A 20,310-nucleotide genomic window follows, 5' to 3' on the forward strand; every position below is an offset into this window, starting at 1 on the left:
TGCGTCCCGGTTCGCGGAACGGCCGCCGACAGCGGGAGGGGCGGCGGGGTTCGGCTACGCGCCCGTCGGAGTGGGCGGGGTCGCGCGGTGGAGCAGGCCGCGGATGGCCGTCACGGCCGACTCCGCGTCGTCCACGGTGACCGTGAAGGTGCGCCCGTCGCCGAGCCGCAGCACCAGGCCCTCGCCTCGCCGCACGACGACCGCCGTGCCCTTCTCGGGACGCCAGCGGTAGCCCCAGCCACCCCACTGGCGCGGGGTGACGGACGGCTCGAACTCGGCGCCGACGACGTGGGAGAGGGGGATGCGGCGGCGCGGTACGCCGATGTGCCCGCAGCGCACCTCCATCGCGCGGGCGTCGACCCGGACCGCGACGTGGACGAAGGCGAGCGTGCCGAAGAGCACGAGGAGGCCGGCCGCTACGCAGCCGATGACGGCCATGAGCAGGGGTGCGATGCCCGAGGTCCAGGGCGACTCGACGGCGAGCGCGATGCCGAGCGCCAGGCAGGCGACACCGGCGACGGCCGGAAGCCATTGCATCCGGTTGGTCGCTCGTCCGGTCCAGACCGGGGTCGCGGGTCCCTCGGGACCCTGTTTCGGGGAGTGGTCCCTCATGGTGTCAGCCTACGCACGTTCTGCCGGAGCGGCTCCTCAGCGGAGCCGTCCGGACACGCTCAGTGCGCGGCGGTCGCCGCTCCCAGGAGGCGGCCCTCGGTGTAGCCGAGCGCGGCCGGCGGGAGTTCACCCGTCCGCCCGCTCAGGAGCACGGTCAGTCCGCCGGTGGGAGCCGCCGCGGGGTCGGCCGCGACGCCGATCCGCCGCAGCGCCTGTGCGGCGACTGCCCCGGCGGAACCGTGCAAAACCACGGGCGGGTGCTCGGTGCGGTGCAGCGCGTCCCGGATGACGTCGGCGACGAGCTCGTAGTGGGTGCAGCCGAGGACGACGGCGCGTACGTCCACGGGGGTGAGCGCGGCCGCGGCCGCGACGGCCCGGCGCACGGCGTCGGCGTCGCCGTGCTCGACGGCGTCGGCGAGACCGGGGCAGGGCACCTCGGTGACCTCGGCGCCGTCCGCGAAGTCGCGGATCAGACCCCGCTGGTACGGGCTGCCCGTGGTGGCCGGGGTGGCCCAGATGGCGATCTTGCCGCCGCCGACGGCCGCGGGCTTGACGGCCGGCACGGTGCCGATGACGGGGATGTGCGGCTCCAGCGCGGCGCGGAGCGCCGGCAGGGCGTGGACGGTCGCGGTGTTGCAGCCGACGATCAGCGCGGCGGGGGCGTGCGCGGCGGCCGCCCGGGCGACGGCGAGGGCACGCCGGGTGAGGTCCTCGCTGGTGCGAGGGCCCCACGGCATGCCGTCGGGGTCGGAGGAGAGCACCAGATCCACGTCGGGCCGCATGGCGCGGACCGCCGCAGCTGCCGGGAGCAGGCCGATACCGGAGTCCATGAGCGCGATCTTCACCCGGTCACCCTAGCCGACCACCCTTGCATCCCCGGCGATCTGGGGCAGACTGCGGCGAATGAGCCCCCTTGCCTGGATCGCGATCGCCTCTCTGGCCGTCTGGGGATGGCTGCTGCTCGGCCAGGGCTTCTTCTGGCGTACGGACCAGCGCCTGCCGCCGCCGGCCGGCACCGCACCGGAGGACTGGCCGGCGGTCGTGGTGGTGGTCCCGGCCCGGGACGAGGCCGAGGTGCTGCCGCTGAGTCTGCCCTCGCTGCTCGCACAGGACTATCCGGGGCGGGCGGAGGTGATCCTCGTGGACGACGGGAGCACCGACGGCACCGGCACCCTCGCCGAGGAGCTCGCGCGCTGCCAGGGCGGGCTGCCGCTGACGGTGTCCCGGCCGGGCGAACCGGAGCCGGGCTGGACGGGCAAGCTGTGGGCGCTGCGGCACGGAATGAGGCTGGCACGCGCGCGGGGACCCGAATTCCTCCTCCTTACGGACGCGGACATCGCACACGAGCCGGACAGTCTGCGCCTGCTCGTCACCGCGGCGACGGGGCACCGGCTCGATCTGGTGTCGCAGATGGCGCGGCTGCGGGTGACGAGCGGCTGGGAGCGGCTGATCGTGCCGGCCTTCGTCTACTTCTTCTGCCAGCTGTACCCGTTCCGCTGGATCAACCGGCGGCGCCCGCTGGCGACGGCGGCGGCGGGCGGGTGCGTGCTGCTGCGGTCGGAGACGGCGGAGCGGGCCCGGGTGCCGGAGGCGATCCGGCAGGCGGTGATCGACGACGTGTCACTGGCCCGGGCGGTGCGGCGGGCGGGGGGCCGGGTCTGGCTGGGGCTCGCGGACCGGGTGGACAGCATCCGCCCGTATCCCCGCCTGGGCGACCTGTGGCGGATGGTCTCGCGGAGCGCGTACACGCAGCTCCGGCACAGCCCGCTGCTGCTCGTGGGTACGGTCGCCGGCCTCGCGCTGGTCTATCTCGTGCCTCCCGTGGCCCTGGCCGCCGGGGTGTGGGCGGGGGACGCCCGGGCGGCCTGGGCCGGGGGGCTCGCCTGGGCGGTGATGGCGGGCACGTACCTGCCGATGCTCCGCTACTACCGCCAGCCGGCCTGGCTCGCGCCGCTGCTGCCGTTCACGGCTCTGCTCTATCTGCTGATGACCGTGGACTCGGCGGTCCGGCATCACCAGGGCCGGGGCGCTGCCTGGAAGGGGCGTACCTACGCCCGGCCAGAGGCCGCGCCGGACCGGTGAAGGGGGTCTTGCCGGCCGCCTCGGTCCCCCTGGGCGGGGCGGTCCTCACGGCCGCCTCCCGGTGTCGCCGAGGGCTGCCCTTCCCGTCCCCTCTCCTCCACCGGGGTTTCCGGCGGCGTCCGTGCGGACGCGCGCACGGACGCCGGAGAAGACGAGGTCCGCTTCCGCGCGCCTTTCCCTGCGCGTGGAGCAGCGCCGAGGCGTCGGCGTCCGGCGCGCCTCTCGCTGAACGCCGCGTCAATTCCCCCGGATCTCCGGGGCCGTCAGCGGAACGCCGGCTCGCCTAATCATGAACATGCCCCCACATTGCGGCTCCCGGCGCATCAAGATTCCTTTACACAGAACGGGCACGGGGCATGCCGGGCACTCTGCGTGACCCGTGGGTAACCCCTCCCGAGCTTGGGTTTTTCAAGATCACTCACCCCTGGAGCGACCGTTTTTGACAGATTCGCTCACATTGCCGTTCGGCGGTCTCAACGAAGCAGTCAAACAACCCTCTTATCGGGCTCCCCAACCAGCACATCGTGGGCTTAACTTATGGCCATGACCTCCCCGCGCTCCACCTACGGAGGCGGTTACTACACCGCGCCGTCGTTCCCCGACACCCCGATCTACGACTCCCTCGTCGCAGAGCGGGGCACGCCTCAGATCGCCCCGATCCGAGTGCCCTCCGCGTACGACACCCCCGGCGGCTTCTCCGGCAGCAGCAGCTACATGCCGGCGCTGCCCTCCGCCCTGCCCGCCCTCCCGGCGGCACCCGCTCCGCAGCCCTCCCCCGCCTACGGCGGCACCGGCGGCTACGGCTATCCGCAGCCCGCACCGCAGATGGCCCCCGCCGCACACATGGCCCCGGCCACCCAGCTGATGGCCCCCGTGCCGCTGCAGCAGGCGCCGACGCCGTACATCCCGCAGCAGCCCGTCGCCCCGCGCGGCTACCCGGGACCGCAGGCGCCGCAGCCGCAGCGTCCCGCGCCCGCCGGCTACGAGGCGATGCGCCCGGCGGCCCCGCGCCCGGCGCCCGCGCCGTACGACGACCCGTACAACCGTCCCTACCAGGGCCGCGGATACTGATCTTCGGATCGGACGAGGCTGCTGGCAGGATGAGGACATGTCGAATCCTGTCCTGCGCTCCGTCCACGTCCACCCGGTCAAAGCACTGCGCGGGTTCTCACCCGCCGAGGCGGAGGTCCAGCCATGGGGACTGGCCGGTGACCGCCGCTGGGCCGTCGTGGACACCGCGGGCAAGGTCGTGACCCAACGCCAGCACGCACGGCTGGCGTTGGCGTCGGCCGCGCTGTCGGGGGACGGCGCGGTCACCCTCTCCGCACCCGGTCGCGAGACGCTGACGGTGGAGGTTCCGCGCCCGTCCGCCGCGCTGGGCACGATCCCGGTGGACGTCTTCGGCACCGTCGTGGAGGCCGTACCGGCGGATCCCGCGGCGGACGCGTGGTTCAGCGCCTACCTCGACAGCGAGGTGCGCCTCACGCACATGGACGACCCGGCCCGCCGGCGTCCCGTCGACCCGGACTACGCGCTGCCGGGCGAGACCGTGAGCTTCGCCGACGGCTATCCCCTGCTCGTCACCACGACCTCCTCGCTCGACGCCCTCAACTCCCTCATCGCCCAAGGCGATCACTCCGACGAGGGCCCGCTGCCCATGAACCGCTTCCGGCCCAACGTGGTCGTCGACGGCACCGCGCCCTGGTCCGAGGACGGCTGGCGGCGCATCTCCATCGGCGACGTCGCCTTCCGCGTCCCCCGGTCCTGCGGCCGCTGCGTGGTCACCACCACCGACCAGGAGACGGCGGAGCGGGGCAAGGAGCCGCTGCGCACCCTGGCCCGGCACCGCAAGGACGGCAACCGGCTGATCTTCGGACAGAACCTGGTCCCCGAGCACCGGGGGGTCATCCGGGTCGGCGACCCGGTCAAGATCCTCGACTGACCTCCCCGGTCCCGCGCCCGGTCCGCACGTCCGCCCTGCCCCGCAGGCGGTCACGGACCCGACCCACACGCCTCGCTCCCGCCGCACCCCTGCCCGCGCCCGCGGAAATTACTCCCGACAGGCGCGGAACCCACCCCCGGGGGACACTCGTTGGAAGGACGGCAACCGCCGAAGGGCCCTGCCGGGCCGCCGTCGAGACGAGGGGGTGCGGAGCGTGCGCGCAGCCACCGGAATCTGGCGCTGGCGGCACAATCCCCTGTGCCGGACCACGGACCTGGTCGAGGCCTGGGTGGCCCTGACAGCCGCCCTGCTCCTGTGTCTGGCCGTGCCGCTGGCCGGCTGGGCCGCCGGCGTCTCCGCCGACGCCTCGCTGCAGCACTCCGTCCGCGTGCAGCACCAGGAACGCGTCCCGACGGTCGCCCGGGTGGTGCGGACCGCCGACACCGCTGCCGGGGAACGGGCCGCCGAGCTGGCCGGGGAGCAGCGGCTCCGGCCCGCCGTCGTGGCGGACTGGACCGCGCCGGACGGCACCCCCAGAACCGGCACCGTGACCACCGACCGGGCGCACGCGCACCCCGGCGACACGTTCCCGCTGTACACGGACCGGAGCGGGCGGGCCGTGACCCCGCCGATGGCGGCCGGCACGGCCCGGGCGCACGCCCTGGTCGCGGGACTCACCGTCGCGCTGCTCGTCGGCCTCCTGGTGGAGACCGCCCGCCGGGTGGTCGTACACCGGCTGGTGCAGCGGCGGTACGCACGTCTCGACCGGGCCTGGGCCCAGGCCGGTCCCGACTGGGGGCGGACCGGGACGGGCAGCTGACCCGTGGCGGGGGACGCGGACGACCCGTCAACCGGGCGGCGCCGCGCGCGCTACGGTGGGGCATCGCATCGGGATCCCGGGTTCGAGACCCGGAGGCGGGATCCCGGATCAGCGTCGACGCACGAGGCGGGGGCAGAGCACACCCATGGCACAGGGCACGGTCCAGGTGACGCACACCGGCACGTCGCGGTGGCGGCGCCGCACGGGCGAGTACGCCTCCCTCGCCGCCGCCCTGGAGGCCGCGGGCGACGGGGACGTCCTCACCGTGGCCCCCGGCACGTACCGGGAGAACCTCGTGGTCCAGCGGGCCGTCACCCTGCGGGGCGGCGACGGGGCGGTCGGCTCGGTGCGGATCGCGCCCGTGGACGGGGTGCCGCTGACCGTCCGGGCCTCGGCCACGCTGCAGGACCTGCACGTCGAGGGGCAGGACGCGGCCGCGCCCGCGCTGCTCGTCGAGGACGGCACGCCCGAGCTGCTCGACCTGCGGATCGTGACCCGGTCGGCCGCCGGGATCGAGGTGCGCGGCGCGGCGCGGCCGACGGTCCGCCGGGTCACGGTCGACAATCCGGCCGGTGTCGGCATCGCCGTGCTCGACGGCGCGGGCGGGGTCTTCGAGGAGTGCGAGATCGTCTCCGCCGGGCAGGCGGGGGTCTCGGTGCGCGGCGGAGCCCATCCCCGGCTCGAACGCTGCCGGGTGCACCACGCCTCGGGCGCCGGGATCAGCGTCAACGGCGAGGGCAGCGGCCTGGAGGGCGTCGGCTGCGAGGTGTACGAGATCAAGGGCACGGGTCTGCAGATCGCGTCCCGGGCCGCCGCGCACCTCAGCGACTCGACCGTGCACCGAACCTCCGCCGACGGCATCACCCTCGACACGGACGCGGTGCTCACGCTGTCCGACTGCGACATCCACGACATCCCCGAGAACGCCGTCGACCTGCGGTCGCGCTCGGTCCTGACCCTGACCCGCTCGACGGTGCGGCGGTTCGGGCGCAACGGTCTGTCCGTGTGGGACCCCGGGACGCGGGTCGACGCCAACCAGTGCGAGATCCACGACAGCACCGGCGACTACCCGGCCGTCTGGGTCAGCGACGGGGCGACCGCCGTGCTCGACGCGTGCCGCGTCCACGACGTGCCGGACGCGCTGTTCGTGCTGGACCGCGGCTCGCGCGTGGACGTCGTCGACAGCGACCTGTCGCAGGTGCGCAACACGGCCGTGTCGGTGAGCGACGGGGCGACCGCCCAGCTGGACGACTGCCGGATCCGGGAGGCGTCCACGGGTGCCTGGTTCCGGGACCACGGCAGCGGCGGCACCCTGGGCGGCTGCACCATCGACGCCGTGCAGACCGGGGTGATCGTCACCAAGGGCGCCGACCCGACCGTCGACCGCTGCACGGTCACCTCGCCCGCCGAGGCCGGCTTCTACGTCTCGGCGGAGGGCCGCGGCTCCTTCCACGGTTCCCGGGTGACGGGCAGCGGCGGGTACGGCTTCCATGTCACGGACGGCTGCCGTACGACGCTGCGCAAGTGCCGCACGGAGCGGTGCGCGCGCGGCGGTTACGAGTTCCCGGAGGACGGGGTGACCGCCGAGGACTGCACCAGTGACGAGAGCCAGGTGCGGACCCCGCCCGCGCCGGAGCCGGGCGGCGTCCTGACCGCGACCCAGCCGGGCGGGCTGCTGGGCGCGGTCCCGGCGGCGCGCACGCCCGCCGTGGCGCCGGCCGTCGCGCCGGATCCGGTGGCGGCGCGCTCCTCGCACGAGGTGCTCGGCGAACTCGAGGCGCTGGTGGGCCTGGAGAGCGTCAAGCACGAGGTGCGGACCCTCACCAACATGATCGAGGTGGGCCGCCGGCGCCAGGAGGCGGGCCTCAAGGCGGTGTCCGCGCGCCGCCATCTCGTCTTCACGGGGAACCCGGGCACGGGCAAGACGACGGTGGCGCGCCTGTACGGCGAGATCCTGGCCTCCCTCGGCGTCCTGGAGCGCGGCCACCTGGTGGAGGTGTCCCGGGTCGACCTGGTCGGCGAGCACATCGGCTCGACGGCGATCCGTACCCAGGAGGCCTTCGAGCGGGCCCGCGGCGGCGTGCTCTTCGTGGACGAGGCGTACGCGCTGTCCCCCGAGGACTCGGGCCGGGACTTCGGGCGGGAGGCGATCGACACGCTGGTGAAGCTGATGGAGGACCACCGCGACGCGGTCGTGGTGATCGTCGCCGGCTACACGGCCGAGATGGAGCGCTTCCTGGGCGTCAACCCCGGTGTGGCGTCGCGCTTCTCCCGGACCATCAGGTTCTCGGACTACGCGCCGGAGGAGCTGCTGCGGATCGTCGAGCAGCAGGCGGAGGACCACGAGTACCGGCTGGGCTCCGGCAGCGGGGAGGCCCTGCTGACGTACTTCGGCGCGCTGCCGAAGGGCCCGACGTTCGGCAACGGACGTACGGCGCGGCAGACCTTCGAGTCGATGGTGGAGCGGCACGCGGGCCGGGTCGCCGCGCTCGCGGATCCGAGCACGGACGACCTGACCCTGCTCTATCCGGAGGACCTGCCCGAACTCCCCTGAGCAAGGGTGGTCTCGTCGCGCTGCCTGGGCAGCGCGGGCGGCAGCCGGTCGAGAAGCGCGGCGCGTGCGTCGGCGAAGGCCGGGTCGGCCTGGTAGTCGGAGTGCCCCAGGATCGGTTCGGGCAGCGGGTGGGTGCGGGTGCGGCCGTACACCACGGGGTCGAGGAGCTCGGACCGGTCGACGGCAGGCCGGTCGCCCTCGGCGGGGACCCGGACGGGGCCGCCGATGGGGTCGGTGGCCCGGTAGAGGTTGCTCCAGCAGTGCACGGTGCGGTGCAGGCCGCGCAGCGACTCGGGGCCGAAGTAGGCCGGGAACCAGCGCCCGTAGAGGCGTTCGAGCGGCGAGCCGTAGGTGAGCAGCGCGACCCGGCGGCGGGTGGCGGGCGGCAGCTGCCACACCGCGGCGGCGGCGAGGACGCTGCCCTGGGAGTGTCCGGAGATGACGAGCCGTCCGCCGGTCTGCCGGGTCCAGGAGCTCATCCGCCAGGTGAGGTCGGGGACGGCGCGCTCGGCGTAGCAGGGCGGCGCGAAGGGGTGGGCGGCGCGCGGCCAGAAGGTGCCGACGTCCCAGAGGATGCCGATGGTGCGGCGGGCGGAGGGGTCCTTGTAGGCACGGCGGCCCCAGGTGACGAAGAGGAGGAAGCCGAAGCCGATCATCCAGGAGCCGAGTGCCTGGGCGGCGGTGGCGGCGGAGGCGATCGCGGGGTGGGCGCCGTCGAAGGCGCGCCCGGGGACGTTGCCGCTGGCCCAGGCGCCGGCCACGGAGGCCGCGCCGAGCAGGAGGGTCGCGCCGGAGACGACCCCGATGAGGACGGGCGCGGAGTCGGTGAGCCCGGCGCGGGCCCGGCCGGCCGCGATCTGGTCGGTGCGCAGCGGGTCGGGGTCCTCGGCCGCGTAGGCGGTGTCGACGACGGGGCGGAGCCGGCGGGCGGTGAGCACGGTGCGGGCGACGAGCAGCGCGGTCGGCACGAGGAGCAGCACGAGCAGCAGCGGGATGACGGAGGCCTGCCAGCTGAGCAGGACGGGTGGTCCGGTGATGAGCCCGTCGCCGGCGCCGGGGGTGCCGGACCCGTCGAGCCAGTCGGCGACCCGTTGCGCGACGCCGCCGGACATGACGCCGCCGAGGGCGCAGGCCAGCATGGCGGTGGCGGGTCCGCCGAGGCCGTGGAGGGCGGTGCGGGGGTCGCGGTGCGGGCGGTGGAGGAGCAGGGCGACCACGCCGAGGGCCACGACGAGCGCCCCCTGGGCGAGGGTGAGGACGCCGAAGACGACGTCGCCGGGCAGGGTGCCGGTGGTGCGCCAGCCGGGTCGGGACCAGGCGGTGTGCACGGCGGCCAGGACGAGCAGCAGCAGAGCGGTGGCGGGCAGCCAGGACACGAGGGCGCGTTCGATGCGCAGGTCGAGCCGGTTCTCGCTGCGGCCGCGCCGGCAGACCACCCAGAGCACGACCAGGGCGAGCGCGACGACGGAGCCCTGGAGGATGCGGCCGAGGACTTCGGAGAGCGAGCCGGGGAGGGCGCGGTGGTCGTGGCCGCCGGCGGCCACCGTGAGCGCGGCGGCGACGGTGAGGAACCCGGCGGCGGTGTGGGCGGCGCGCAGCCGGGCGACGAGCCGGCGCCCGTACCAGAAGCCGGGCCGGCCGAGGGCCGGGCGCTGCTCGACGGGAGTGTTCCCGGTGGGGCTGGTGGCGTCGGCGGCCTCGGTGTCGGACGCGGGTCCGTGGGGGTCGGTGGGATCGGTGTCGTATCCGGTGGGCGGCCGCTGGGCCTCGTAGGCGCTCCAGGTGCGGTTGGACAGGTACCAGAGCAGGCCGACGAGAGCGGTGGGGACGAGGGCCGCGAGGGTGAGTCGGCGGCCGGGCTGGGACCACCAGCCGCCCCGTTCGGCGGAGAGGAAGCCGAGCCAGGAGCGCTGTCCGGCACAGGGCGCGGAACCCGCGCACTGCCAGGCCGTCAGGTCGAGGGCGACCTCGCAGGCGGCCGCGGTGAGCAGGACGGTGAGGCTGAGCGCGACGAGCCGGACGAGGATGCCGTAGAGCCGCACCAGTCCGGCGCGGCCCTCGGTGGGCGGCCGCATCCAGTGGGCGAGGTTGGCGACCATGAAGGGCAGGAGCAGCAGCCACAGGGCGCGGGCGCCGTTGCCGGAGGTGAGGTTCGACCAGCAGTACGCCTCGGGGACGGGCCGGTCGGCGTACCGCTCGGGGTGGTCCTCGGCGTCGGCGTCGTCCCTGCGGCGGTACATCGCCGCCGTCCGGTCGCCGGTGACCCGTACCGTGCGCGGGTCGTCGAGCATGTCGGCCGCGGTCGTACCGCCCACGCCGTGGACGAGCAGTTCGAGCGCCGCGCCCCCGGTCTTCGGGTCGGGTGTGGCAGGGGACACTTCGGGGACTCGCTCTCTGAATGGGAGGATCCGGGGTGGGAGGATGCGACGGCAGGCACCAGGATCGCGGACGCCGTGCCCCGGGGCACGGTCCTCACCGAATCCGACGCCCCTCTACCCCTTTACCCCGTTTCATGTTCCCTTCGAAAGGACCGGCCCGTCGGTGAGTGACAATCAGAACCTCCTCGCGGAGCAGCGACGCGCCCTGATTCTCGACGAGGTGCGCCGGCGCGGAGGGGTCCGGGTCAACGAGCTGACCCGGCGTCTCAACGTCTCCGACATGACCGTGCGCCGGGATCTGGACACGCTGGCCCGGCAGGGCATGCTGGCCAAGGTGCACGGCGGCGCGGTGCCGGTGGTCGAGGCGAGCACCCACGAGCCGGGCTTCGAGGCGAAGTCGGCGCTCGAACTGGGCGCCAAGGAGGAGATCGCCCGGGCCGCGGCGGCGATGGTGCGGCCGGGTACGGCGATCGCCCTGTCGGGCGGTACGACGACGTACGCGCTGGCCCGGCACCTGCTCGACGTGCCGGAGCTGACGGTGGTCACGAACTCGGTGCGGGTCGCCGACGTGTTCTACGAGGCGCAGTACGCGGGTTCGGGCGGCGAGGCCCGCCCGGGGGCGGCGACGGTGGTGCTCACGGGCGGGGTGCGGACGCCGTCGGACGCGCTGGTGGGGCCGGTGGCCGACCAGGCGATCCGTTCGCTGCACTTCGACGCGCTGTTCCTCGGGGTGCACGGCATCTCGGTGGAGGCGGGCCTGTCGACGCCGAATCTGGCGGAGGCGGAGACGAACCGGCGTCTGCTGCGCTCGGCGCGCCGGGTGGTGGTGGTCGCGGACCACACCAAGTGGGGAACGGTGGGGCTGAGTTCGTTCGCGACCCTGGAAGAGGTGGACACCCTGGTGACGGACCGGGGGCTGTCCCTGCCGGTGCGCGAGGAGATGGCGGAGCATCTGCCGGGACTCGTGGTGGCGGGCGAAGAGGGGACGGACGGCGGCCCGGAGGAGGCGGAGTGAGCCGGTTCCTGGTGGAGCGCACCGTGGGCCTGCCGCCCGCGGAGGTGTGGCGGCGGCTCACGGACTGGCCGGCGCACGGCGCTCAGGTGCCGTTGACCCGCACGACGGTGCTGACGGCGGGGCCGAGCGGGGCGGGGACCCGGTTCTCGGCGCGGACGGGTCTGGGACGCCTGGCGTTCGAGGACCCGATGGAGGTGGTGCGGTTCGAGCCGCCCGAGGCCGGCCGGCCGGGTGTGTGCCGCCTGGTGAAGCACGGCCGGGTGGTGCTGGGCTGGGCGGCGTTCGAGGTGACCGGCGAGGGCGCGGGGAGCAGGGTGCGGTGGACGGAGGAGCTGCGGCTGCGAGGCGTGCCGGGGCTGTTCGATCCGGTCCTCGCGGCGGCCGGGCGACGGGTGTTCGGCCGGGCCCTGGACGGACTGCTGGGTAACTGACGGTTTGTCAGCTACGGTGGACGGGCCCACGGTCCGCCCGACGGAAGGTACGGCCCATGGCACGCCGACTCCGGCCGGTGGAGCTCGACTTCACCGACTCCGCACCCCTGCGCCTGGTGTTCAGCACGGAACTGGCTGCTCCGCCCACGGCCGTCTACCGGTCGCTCGCGGTCGAACTGGCCAGCACGCCGACGTGGTTCACGGCCGTCGCGGCCGCGGCGCCGACAGACGGCGGCGCCGGACGGACCGTACGGCTGCGCGGCGGGGTCGAGTTCCGCGAGACGATCCTGGCGACCGACCCGGCCACCCGCTACGCCTACCGGGTCGACGAGACCAACGCACCCGGCCTGTCGGCCCTCCTGGAGGAGTGGGCCCTCTCCCCCGCCGGGGCCGGCACGCGGGTCCGCTGGACCATGGCGGTGGACGGCAGCGGCCCCTGCCGCCTCGCGGTGCGACTGGCCCGGCCGGGGGTCGGCAGATCCTTCCGCGGCGCGATGCGCAATCTGGACCGGCGGCTCACTCCGGCCAGACTCCCGTCGACAGGAACCGGTCGATAGTGGCGGCGTACGGCGCGATGTCGAGGCCCTGTGAGGCCAGCCAGTCGTCGCTGTAGTACTTGTCCAGGTAGCGCTCGCCGCCGTCGCAGATCAGGGTGACGACGCTGCCGGTGCGCCGCTCGGCGACCATCTCGGCGACGATCTTCAGCGCGCTCCACAGGCCGGTGCCCGTGGAGCCGCCCGCCTTGCGGCCGATCGCGCCCTCCAGGGCGCGGACGGCGGCCACGCTCGCCGCGTCCGGCACCTTCATCATGCGGTCGATGGCGCCGGGGACGAAGCTCGGCTCCATACGGGGCCGGCCGATGCCCTCGATCCGCGAGCCGCAGTCGCTGGCGGCATCCGGGTCGTGCCGGGTCCAGCCGTCGAAGAAGCAGGAGTTCTCCGGGTCGGCGACGCAGACCCGGGTGTCGTGCTGCATGTAGTGCACGTAGCGGGCGATGGTCGCCGAGGTGCCGCCGGTGCCGGCCGTGGCGACGATCCACGCGGGCTCCGGGTAGCGCTCCAGCCGGAGCTGCTGGTAGATCGACTCGGCGATGTTGTTGTTGCCGCGCCAGTCGGTGGCGCGCTCGGCGTACGTGAACTGGTCCATGTAGTGGCCCCCGGTGCGCACGGCGAGCGCGGCGGCCTCCTCGTACATGGTGCGCGAGTCGTCCACGAAGTGGCACTGGCCCCCGTGGAACTGGATCAGCCGGCACTTCTCCGGGCTGGTGGTGCGGGGCATGACGGCGATGAAGGGGACGCCGACCAGCTTGGCGAAGTACGCCTCGGAGACCGCGGTCGAGCCGCTGGAGGCCTCGATGACGGGGGCGCCGGGGCGGATCCAGCCGTTGCAGAGGCCGTACAGGAACAGCGAGCGGGCGAGGCGGTGCTTGAGGCTGCCGGTGGGGTGGGTCGACTCGTCCTTGAGGTAGAGGTCGATGCCCCAGCTCTCCGGGAGCGGGAAGCGCAGCAGATGGGTGTCGGCCGAGCGGTTGGCGTCGGCGTGGACCTTGCGGACGGCCTCCTTGAGCCAGGAGCGGTACTCGGCGTCACTGCGGTCGACGTCGACGGTGGCCATCGGGCTTGCGGTGCTGGTCATGCGTGCGTGCCTCTTCTCGTGCTGCCCAGGGGGTTGCCCACGGGGGTGCCCACTCTTCGACAATACCCCTCTCACCTGGGCAAACGTTCTCTTTGAGGGCCCATAGGGATCCCTTGCAGACGGCGTGGACAGACGTGCGAGGAGGCGTGTCCGCGGACTCTTCGCCGTGCCACCCGCGCGGCCGCGGTACGGGCTCCGGCGCGGCCGCGGCGCGGTCGTGGCGACGACTCCGGCGCGGCCGCGGCGCCGCCTCCCGGAACGGCTCCCGGTCATGCCGGGCACCGTTCCGGGAGCCGTTCTGGTGCCTAGGGCCCCGGCCCGGCACACTGGGGACAGGCAGCCTGCGCGAAGGGGGCGGAGCACCATGACGGAGCCCGAGTTCACGGCCACCGGGGTACGGATCGACCGCTGGCCCCGGTCGCTCACCCGCGCGGGCGAGGTCCGCATCGAGGACGGCCGCCTGTCCCTGCTGACCAGCTACGGCAGCGAGATCGACAGTGCGCCGCTCGGCACGGTGCGGGCGGGCCGGCCGTGGTTCGCGAAGCCGGACGAGGCGGTGGCGACGATGAACGGCACGCGCTACCGGATCTCGGGCTCGGGACGGCTGCTCGACGCCCTCAAGCAGGCGACGACGAAGCCGCCGCGACGGTCTTGAACCGGCGCCCGGCACGCCCCCGACCTGCGGCGCGTCGCCGCGAGTTGCAGCACGGTCACCACTGGTTCACCCTGGAACCACCTCACCGAGGGTTTACCGGCGGTGACGCTGCGAACCAGCCACCGTCCTGCTACACCGCATGACAGATCCGAATCTCCGTCTTCTTGACCTACTTCGGGGAGTCGCAGCCGTGATCAGCGAGCCCAGCAGGTATTGCACGGTGGAGCTCCAGGCCCTGCCGTCGCGGATCGGTCAGGTCCGCAGAATCGTTTCGGCGCATCTGCGCCACTGGCAGCTCGACGCCTTGGTCGACTACGCCACGCTCGGTGTCACCGAGCTCCTGACCAACGTCCACCGGCACGCCCAGCCCGACAAGATGTGCACCGTCGAGGTGGAACTGCTGCTCGACCGCCTCACCGTGTCCGTCCGCGACAACGATCCGCGCATACCGGACGTGCCCGAACCGGACGACACCGATCCCGAGTTCGCCACCTCGGGCCGGGGCCTCGCCATCATCGAGGCGATGAGCGAGAGCTGGGGCGTCCGCCCGCACGGCGACGCCGGGAAGGCCGTCTGGTTCACACTCCAGGCACCGCCGTCCACCGTCGCCCCCGTCCCCCGCTCCCTCGCCGTCTACGGCGCCACGACCGACGGCCCCCTCCTGGGAGCGGGCCGGGCGGACGAGCCGAGCCTGGTCGAATCCCTGGCGGGCTGACCGCGTCGGACCCCGGATGCGGTCTCCCGGATCCACGATCCGACGGCGCCGCCCGCCCTCACTCCGTCGCGATCGCCCGCAGCACGTCCAGTCGGGCCGCCCGCCGGGCCGGGCGCCAGGCCGCGACCGCGCCGGCGGCCAGGCCGATCAGCGCGACGGCGGCCAGCTGGACCGGTGGCAGCGCGAAGCTGAACGCGCTGTCCGAGGCGCCGTCGGAGGCGCGCACCAGGACCCAGCCGAGGAAGCCGCCGAGGAGCAGTCCGCCGGTGGTGCCGAAGGCGGCCACCAGCACGGACTCCCAGCGGACCATGGCCCGCAGCTGGGACCGGGTCTGGCCGACCGCACGCAGCAGGCCCAGCTCACGGGTGCGCTCGTGCACGGCGAGGGTCAGCGTGTTGGCGATGCCGAGCAGGGCGATCAGCACCGCGAGGGCGAGCAGCGCGTAGACGAGGGTCAGCATCATGTCGATGCCGGACGCGGAGGACGCGGCGTACTCGTCGCGGGTCTGCACCTCCGGACCGCCGTACCGCGCGGCGACGCCTTCGACCGCCGCCTTGCCCTCGTCGGCCGCGACGCCGTCCCTGAAGCTGACGGCGACGAGCCGGTCGGAGTCCTGGGTACGGTGCGGGGCCCAGGCCTCCCGGGTCAGGACGTAGTCGCCGGCCAGGTCCGCCCGCTCGTAGACGGCGCGGATGGTGAAGGTGCGCCGGGTGCCGTCGGTGAAGGCCAGTTCGGCCGTGCGGCCCGGGGTGAGCCCGTAACGCTCGGCCTCGTCGTCGGCGACCGCGATCCCGTCCGTACCGAGCCCGGTCAGCGAGCCGTGCACGACCCCCAGGTCGAAGGTGCGGGCGAGCGCGGCCGGGTCGGTGACCGTGAGGGCACGGCCCCGGCCGTCGACCTCCGCGAGCCCCTTGCCGAGCCCGACGGCGGTGTTCACCTCGGGCAGCGCGGCCACGGCGGGGGCGAGCCGCGGGCTGAGGCCGCTGCCGCCCGCGCCGAAGGACGGCGCGCTCACGGCCACGTCGCCCGCGAAGGAGCGGGAGACGGTGTCGTCCATGGTCGCCTTGAGCGAGGCACCGAAGACGGTGAAGAGCGAGACCACCGCGACGCCGATCATGAGCGCGGTGGCGGTGGCGGCCGTCCGGCGGGGGCTGCGCAGCGCGTTGCGGCGCGCGAGCCCGCGGTTGGCTCCGCGCAGCGGGCCGCCGAGGATCCGGATAGCGTACGAGGAGGCCACCGGGCCCAGGACGACGAAGGCGGCGAGGGCGAGGACCGCACCGGTGCCCGCGAGCCACAGCGACGGCGTGGCCAGGACGCCGGCCAGGACCAGGCCCACGGCCAGGACGAGGAGTCCGGCGCCCGCCCGGGTACGGGAACGCGAGGCGGCCGAGTCGTCGACGGCGGTCTCCCGCAGGGCGGCGAGCGGAGCGGTGCGCCCGGCCCGGACGGCGGGGAGCAGGGCCGAGCCGACGCAGACGGCGAGGCCGACGCCGAAGGGCAGGACCAGCGAGACCCCGCTGATCACCAGGTCGCCCTCGGGGAAGGCGAAGCCGACCGCCGGGAAGAGGGCCTGCAGCCCGGCCGCGATGCCGATACCGCCGAGGAGTCCGGCGGCGGAGGCGAGGACCGCGACGGCGACGGCCTCGGCGAGCGTCATCGCGACGATCTGGCGGCGCGCGGCGCCGAGGGCGCGCAGCAGGGCGTTCTCGCGGGTGCGCTGCGCGACGACGATGGCGAAGGTGTTGTGGATGGAGAAGACCGAGACCAGCAGGGCGACCCCGCTGAACACCAGCAGGAAGGTGGTGAACAGGCTGAGGAAGCGGCCGGAGATCATGTCGTTGCTCTCGTCGGTGGCCTGCTGTCCGGTGATGGCCTCGACGCCCTCGGGGAGCGCGGGGGCGAGCGCGGCGACCAGGTCGCCCTGAGAGGTGCCGGGGCCGGCCCTGACGAGGATGTCGGTGGCCTCTCCGGCCTTCGGGGTCAGGTACTTCTCGGCGTCGGCGCGGGTCAGCCCGGTGTAGGTGACCTGGCCCATTCCGTCGGCGCCTCCGAAGGTCGCGAGACCGACGACGGTGACGCGCAGCGGGTCGGGGGTGCGCAGGACCGTGGTGGAGCCGACGGTGAGTCCGCCGGCCTCGGCGGCGCCCCGGTTGACGACGACCTCGCCGCTCTCGCGCGGGGCACGGCCCTCGGCGAGGGCGTACGGATTGAGTTCCGGATCCTGGATCCAGTTGCCCGCGAGCGTGGGCGGGCCCTTGCCGCCGACCGGCCGGCCGTCGGCGCCGACGAGCTGGCCCGCCCCCTCGATGCGGGGGACGGCGGCGGCGACGCCGGGGACCTTCCCGAGGCGCTCCGCGAGGGCGGCGTCGACGGGGCTGCGGGTGCCCTGCCCCTCCCCCGCGACCGTCACGACGCTCGTGCTGCGCACGACGGCGTCCGTGCCGCTGTTGGCGTTGCCGAAGAGGGTGTCGAAGCTGCCCCGGAGGGTGTCGCCCATGACCAGGGTGCCGGTGAGGAACGCGACGCCGAGCAGGACCGCGGCGAAGGTGCCGAGGAAGCGGCGGCGGTGGGCCCGCAGGGAGGCGAGGCCGAGACGGAGCGTACTCATCTTCACCGCTCCCTTTCCGTGGAGCCGGCGCGGGGTCCGGCCACGGCGCCGGGGGCGGGGGCGGGGGCGGCGTGGGCCCGGGCCGCGGGTCCGGCCGCGGGTCCGGCCTCGGTCGGGGGTCCGGCCACGGTGCCGGGGGCGGGGGCGGCGTGGGCTCCGGCCGCGGGTCCGGCCTCGGTCGGGGGTCCGGCCTTGGCTGAGGGCCCGGGTCCCGCCCCGGCCCAGGCCTCGGTCCCGGCTGAGGGCCCGGCTCCGGCCTCGGTCCCGGCTGAGGGCCCGGCTGAGGATGAGGGTGCGGATGAGGGTGCGGGTGCGGCTTCCGGGCGGGGGATGCGCTCGGTCCTGCCGTCGAGCGACTTCATCCGGTCCAGGACGAGCTCCGCCGTGGGACGGTGGAGCCGGTCGACCAGACGCCCGTCCGCGAGGAACACGACCTCGTCGGCGTGGGCGGCGGCCACCGGATCGTGGGTGACCATGACGACCGTCCGGCCCGTCCGCCGTACCGTGTCGCCGAGCAGCCGCAGCACCTCCTCGCCGGACCGGGAGTCCAGATTGCCGGTGGGTTCGTCGGCGAAGACGACGTCCGGCCGGCCGGCGAAGGCGCGCGCGACGGCGACCCGCTGCTGCTGGCCGCCGGACAACTGGCTCGGCCGGTGGTGGAGCCGGTCGCGCAGCCCCACCGTGTCGATGAGGCTGTCGATCCAGGTGCGGTCCGGGGCGGTGCCCGCCAGGTCCAGGGGCAGGGTGATGTTCTCGGCGACGGTCAGCGTCGGCAGCAGGTTGAAGGCCTGGAAGACGAAGCCGATGCGTTCGCGCCGCAGCAGGGTGAGGCGCCGGTCGTCGAGCGCGGACAGATCGGTGTCTCCGACGAGGGCGGAGCCCGAGGTCAGGGTGTCGAGTCCGGCGGCGCAGTGCATGAGGGTGGACTTGCCGGAGCCCGAGGGGCCCATGATCGCGGTGAAGCGGCCGGCCGGGAAGCCGACGCTCACCCCGTCCAGGGCCCTGACCTCGGTGTCCCCGCGGCCGTAGACCTTGACCGCGTCGACGACCCGCGCGGCGGCCGGAGCCTCGGTGGTGGTGTTCATCGGCGGCGCCCCTTGTCATCGGTCCTGCGGCCGAACTGCTCCTCCAGGACGGTCAGCCGCCGCCAGTACTCGTCCTCGTCGATCTCGCCCGCGGCGAACCGGTGGCCGAGCAGCGCGATCGGCGACTGCTCGTCGACGCGTGGGGCACCGGGGCCGCCGAACCCGCCCGGGCCGCCGTGCCGGCGCCGGCCGAAGCGGCGCAGGACCGTGACCACCGTGATGATCACGGCCGCCCAGACGAGCGGGAAGAAGAGGATCCACGGGCCGGGGCCCGCGTGGGCCAGGGTGTTCATCGTCGGTCAGCTCCTCTGGTGGTGGATGCTTCGAGACTCCTCCGACGAGGCCGCCGGGTCGTCGTACGGTCAGCGGCTTCGCTCGTACGCCGGCGGGAGTAGGAGCCGGTCCGGCAGCTGCTCCTCGACGCTGTACCTACTGGTATGTACAGTGATGCCATGAGCACCAACGCGTCCGAGCGACTGATCGAGGCCACCCGCGAACTGCTGTGGGAGCGCGGCTACGTGGGCACCAGCCCCAAGGCGATCCAGCAGGCGGCCGGCGCGGGCCAGGGCAGCATGTACCACCACTTCGACGGCAAGCCCGACCTCGCGCTCGCCGCGATCCGGCGCACCGCCGACGAGCTGCGGGCTGCGGCGGAGCGGGTGCTCGGCGGCAAGGGGTCGGCGTACGAGCGCATCGAGGCCTATCTGCTCCGCGAGCGCGACGTGCTCCGCGGCTGCCCCGTCGGCCGGCTGACGATGGACCCCGACGTCATCGCGAGCGCCGAGCTGCGCGTCCCCGTCGACGAGACGCTCGGCTGGCTGCGCCGCCGGCTCGCCGGAGTCGTCCAGGAAGGCCTGGACAGCGGGGAGTTCACCGGACCGCTGTCCGCGGAAGAGCTCGCCTCGACCGTCGTCGCGACGGTCCAGGGCGGCTATGTGCTGGCCCGCGCCTCCGGTTCCCCCGCCGCCTTCGACACCGCCGTGAGCGGCCTGCTCGCCCTGCTCGCCCCCCGTACCGCCCGCTGACGCCCCGAGGAGTACGGCCCGTGCACGCCATGCAGTACGAGATCACGCTGCCCGCGGACCACGACATGGGGTCCATCCGCGAGCGGGTGGCGACCCGGGGACACCTCCTGGACGCCTTCCCCGGTCTGGGGCTCAAGGCGTATCTGATGCGGGAGCGCGCGGACGGCTCCCCCGTCAACCAGTACGCACCGTTCTACCTGTGGGCCACCGCCCAGGGGATGAACGCGTTCCTCTGGGGCCCCGGCTTCCAGGGCATCGTGAACGACTTCGGCCGGCCCGTCGTCCAGCACTGGACGCCCGTCGCGTACGAGGAGGGCCCGGCGACCTCCGCTCCCCCGCTCGCCGCCACCCGGCACCGGCGGCACCTGCCCGAGGGCGCACCGCCGGCCGAGGCGGTCACGGACGCGCTGGCCCGGCACGCCCGCGAGGCGACGACCGACGGCGTGGTGGCGAGCGCGCTCGCCGTCGACCCGCGCCACTGGGAGCTGCTCGCCTTCACGCTGTGGGCGACACCGGAGGCGCCCGCCCGGGCGGGTGCGCCCGGCGAGCGCTTCCAGGTCCTGCACCTGTCCCAGCCGGGCCGCGCGGGGTTGCCCGCGGGCCGGCTGTGGTGAGCCGGGGGGTGGGAAGGGATCGGGGCTGGGGAGGGGCCGGACGGCTGGGGGCCGGTGACGAGGGTGGCGACGGCTGGGGGGGCGGGTGGCGACGGTGGTGACGTCTCGGCATGCGGGGTGGCGGCGACGGCTCGACGCA

18 protein-coding genes and 1 pseudogene are annotated in these 20,310 nt (G+C 74.4%); 12 read left to right on the top strand and 7 right to left on the bottom strand.

The genetic code is table 11. The annotated features are described in order from the left end of the window. Positions 1 to 54: 54 nt before the first annotated feature. Positions 55 to 612 carry a hypothetical protein gene (locus tag ACGF1Z_RS14330; protein ID WP_393003566.1) on the bottom strand — a complete coding sequence of 186 codons (558 nt, stop codon included), beginning with the start codon at positions 610 to 612 and terminating at the stop codon, positions 55 to 57. 59 nt (positions 613 to 671) lie between these two features. Continuing rightward, positions 672 to 1,457: a glutamate racemase gene (locus tag ACGF1Z_RS14335; protein WP_393003568.1), complete on the bottom strand. Its 786-nt coding sequence runs from the start codon at positions 1,455 to 1,457 to the stop codon at positions 672 to 674. Between the two features lie 58 nt (positions 1,458 to 1,515). On the opposite strand from ACGF1Z_RS14335, the gene ACGF1Z_RS14340 reads away from it, so the two are divergent. The 5 genes from ACGF1Z_RS14340 (at position 1,516) to ACGF1Z_RS14360 (ending at position 8,010) form a co-directional block, all read left to right on the top strand. After that, complete coding sequence (locus ACGF1Z_RS14340) at positions 1,516 to 2,694, top strand: glycosyltransferase (protein ID WP_393003570.1); 1,179 nt, start codon at positions 1,516 to 1,518, stop codon at positions 2,692 to 2,694. Between the two features lie 543 nt (positions 2,695 to 3,237). Continuing rightward, positions 3,238 to 3,765, top strand: a complete 528-nt coding sequence (locus ACGF1Z_RS14345) for a DUF6643 family protein (RefSeq protein ID WP_393003572.1) — start codon at positions 3,238 to 3,240, stop codon at positions 3,763 to 3,765. 37 nt (positions 3,766 to 3,802) lie between these two features. Then, a complete protein-coding gene (locus ACGF1Z_RS14350; RefSeq protein WP_393003574.1) occupies positions 3,803 to 4,636 on the top strand; it encodes an MOSC domain-containing protein in 834 nt (277 codons plus the stop codon). A 214-nt stretch (positions 4,637 to 4,850) separates the two neighbouring features. Then, complete coding sequence (locus tag ACGF1Z_RS14355) at positions 4,851 to 5,456, top strand: hypothetical protein (protein WP_393003576.1); 606 nt, start codon at positions 4,851 to 4,853, stop codon at positions 5,454 to 5,456. Between the two features lie 145 nt (positions 5,457 to 5,601). Beyond that, positions 5,602 to 8,010 carry a right-handed parallel beta-helix repeat-containing protein gene (locus ACGF1Z_RS14360; protein WP_393003578.1) on the top strand — a complete coding sequence of 803 codons (2,409 nt, stop codon included), beginning with the start codon at positions 5,602 to 5,604 and terminating at the stop codon, positions 8,008 to 8,010. Here ACGF1Z_RS14360 and ACGF1Z_RS14365 read toward each other — a convergent pair. Then, positions 7,980 to 10,388, bottom strand: a complete 2,409-nt coding sequence (locus tag ACGF1Z_RS14365) for a hypothetical protein (RefSeq protein ID WP_393003580.1) — start codon at positions 10,386 to 10,388, stop codon at positions 7,980 to 7,982. The two genes, ACGF1Z_RS14360 and ACGF1Z_RS14365, sit on opposite strands and share 31 nt — an antisense overlap. A gap of 163 nt (positions 10,389 to 10,551) precedes the next feature. Here ACGF1Z_RS14365 and ACGF1Z_RS14370 point away from each other — a divergent pair, with 163 nt between their 5' ends. The 3 genes from ACGF1Z_RS14370 to ACGF1Z_RS14380 are packed head-to-tail and all read left to right on the top strand — an operon-like array spanning position 10,552 to position 12,391. Beyond that, positions 10,552 to 11,403, top strand: a complete 852-nt coding sequence (locus ACGF1Z_RS14370; protein ID WP_393003582.1) for a DeoR/GlpR family DNA-binding transcription regulator — start codon at positions 10,552 to 10,554, stop codon at positions 11,401 to 11,403. Beyond that, positions 11,400 to 11,834, top strand: coding sequence for an SRPBCC family protein (locus ACGF1Z_RS14375; protein ID WP_393003584.1), 435 nt, complete (start codon positions 11,400 to 11,402; stop codon positions 11,832 to 11,834). The genes ACGF1Z_RS14370 and ACGF1Z_RS14375 overlap by 4 nt, the downstream gene beginning before the upstream one ends. A gap of 56 nt (positions 11,835 to 11,890) precedes the next feature. After that, entirely contained in the window at positions 11,891 to 12,391 is a 501-nt protein-coding gene (locus tag ACGF1Z_RS14380; RefSeq protein ID WP_393003586.1) for an SRPBCC family protein, read from the top strand. On the opposite strand, the gene ACGF1Z_RS14385 is transcribed toward ACGF1Z_RS14380, so the two are convergent. Continuing rightward, on the bottom strand, positions 12,351 to 13,469 hold the full coding sequence (locus tag ACGF1Z_RS14385; RefSeq protein ID WP_393003588.1) for a PLP-dependent cysteine synthase family protein: 1,119 nt from the start codon (positions 13,467 to 13,469) through the stop codon (positions 12,351 to 12,353). The two genes, ACGF1Z_RS14380 and ACGF1Z_RS14385, sit on opposite strands and share 41 nt — an antisense overlap. 364 nt (positions 13,470 to 13,833) lie before the next feature. Here ACGF1Z_RS14385 and ACGF1Z_RS14390 point away from each other — a divergent pair, with 364 nt between their 5' ends. Both ACGF1Z_RS14390 and ACGF1Z_RS14395 read left to right on the top strand, forming a co-directional pair. Next, on the top strand, positions 13,834 to 14,124 hold the full coding sequence (locus tag ACGF1Z_RS14390) for a hypothetical protein (protein WP_393003590.1): 291 nt from the start codon (positions 13,834 to 13,836) through the stop codon (positions 14,122 to 14,124). A 190-nt stretch (positions 14,125 to 14,314) separates the two neighbouring features. After that, positions 14,315 to 14,839, top strand: coding sequence for an ATP-binding protein (locus tag ACGF1Z_RS14395; RefSeq protein WP_393003592.1), 525 nt, complete (start codon positions 14,315 to 14,317; stop codon positions 14,837 to 14,839). 58 nt (positions 14,840 to 14,897) lie between these two features. Here the strand turns inward: ACGF1Z_RS14395 and ACGF1Z_RS14400 are convergent, their stop codons facing one another. The 3 genes and pseudogenes from ACGF1Z_RS14400 to ACGF1Z_RS14410 all read right to left on the bottom strand — a co-directional run bounded on the left by ACGF1Z_RS14400 (position 14,898) and on the right by ACGF1Z_RS14410 (position 18,825). Further along, the gene (locus ACGF1Z_RS14400) at positions 14,898 to 17,447 is read right to left on the bottom strand and encodes an ABC transporter permease (RefSeq protein ID WP_393003594.1); all 2,550 of its coding nucleotides are present in this window, start codon (positions 17,445 to 17,447) and stop codon (positions 14,898 to 14,900) included. Between the two features lie 347 nt (positions 17,448 to 17,794). Continuing rightward, a pseudogene (locus ACGF1Z_RS14405) lies at positions 17,795 to 18,532 on the bottom strand (ABC transporter ATP-binding protein); the annotation flags it as partial. Then, complete coding sequence (locus ACGF1Z_RS14410; RefSeq protein WP_393003596.1) at positions 18,529 to 18,825, bottom strand: SHOCT domain-containing protein; 297 nt, start codon at positions 18,823 to 18,825, stop codon at positions 18,529 to 18,531. The gene ACGF1Z_RS14410 and the pseudogene ACGF1Z_RS14405, both read right to left, overlap by 4 nt. A 144-nt stretch (positions 18,826 to 18,969) precedes the next feature. Between ACGF1Z_RS14410 and ACGF1Z_RS14415 the strand changes: the two genes are divergently transcribed. Further along, positions 18,970 to 19,557 carry a TetR/AcrR family transcriptional regulator gene (locus tag ACGF1Z_RS14415; RefSeq protein WP_393003598.1) on the top strand — a complete coding sequence of 196 codons (588 nt, stop codon included), beginning with the start codon at positions 18,970 to 18,972 and terminating at the stop codon, positions 19,555 to 19,557. Positions 19,558 to 19,577: 20 nt separating this feature from the next. Beyond that, positions 19,578 to 20,171, top strand: coding sequence for a DUF4865 family protein (locus ACGF1Z_RS14420; protein WP_393003600.1), 594 nt, complete (start codon positions 19,578 to 19,580; stop codon positions 20,169 to 20,171). Positions 20,172 to 20,310 lie beyond the last annotated feature (139 nt).

Origin of the sequence: Streptomyces sp. NPDC048018, assembly GCF_043202995.1 — a bacterium.
GTDB lineage: Bacteria > Actinomycetota > Actinomycetes > Streptomycetales > Streptomycetaceae > Streptomyces.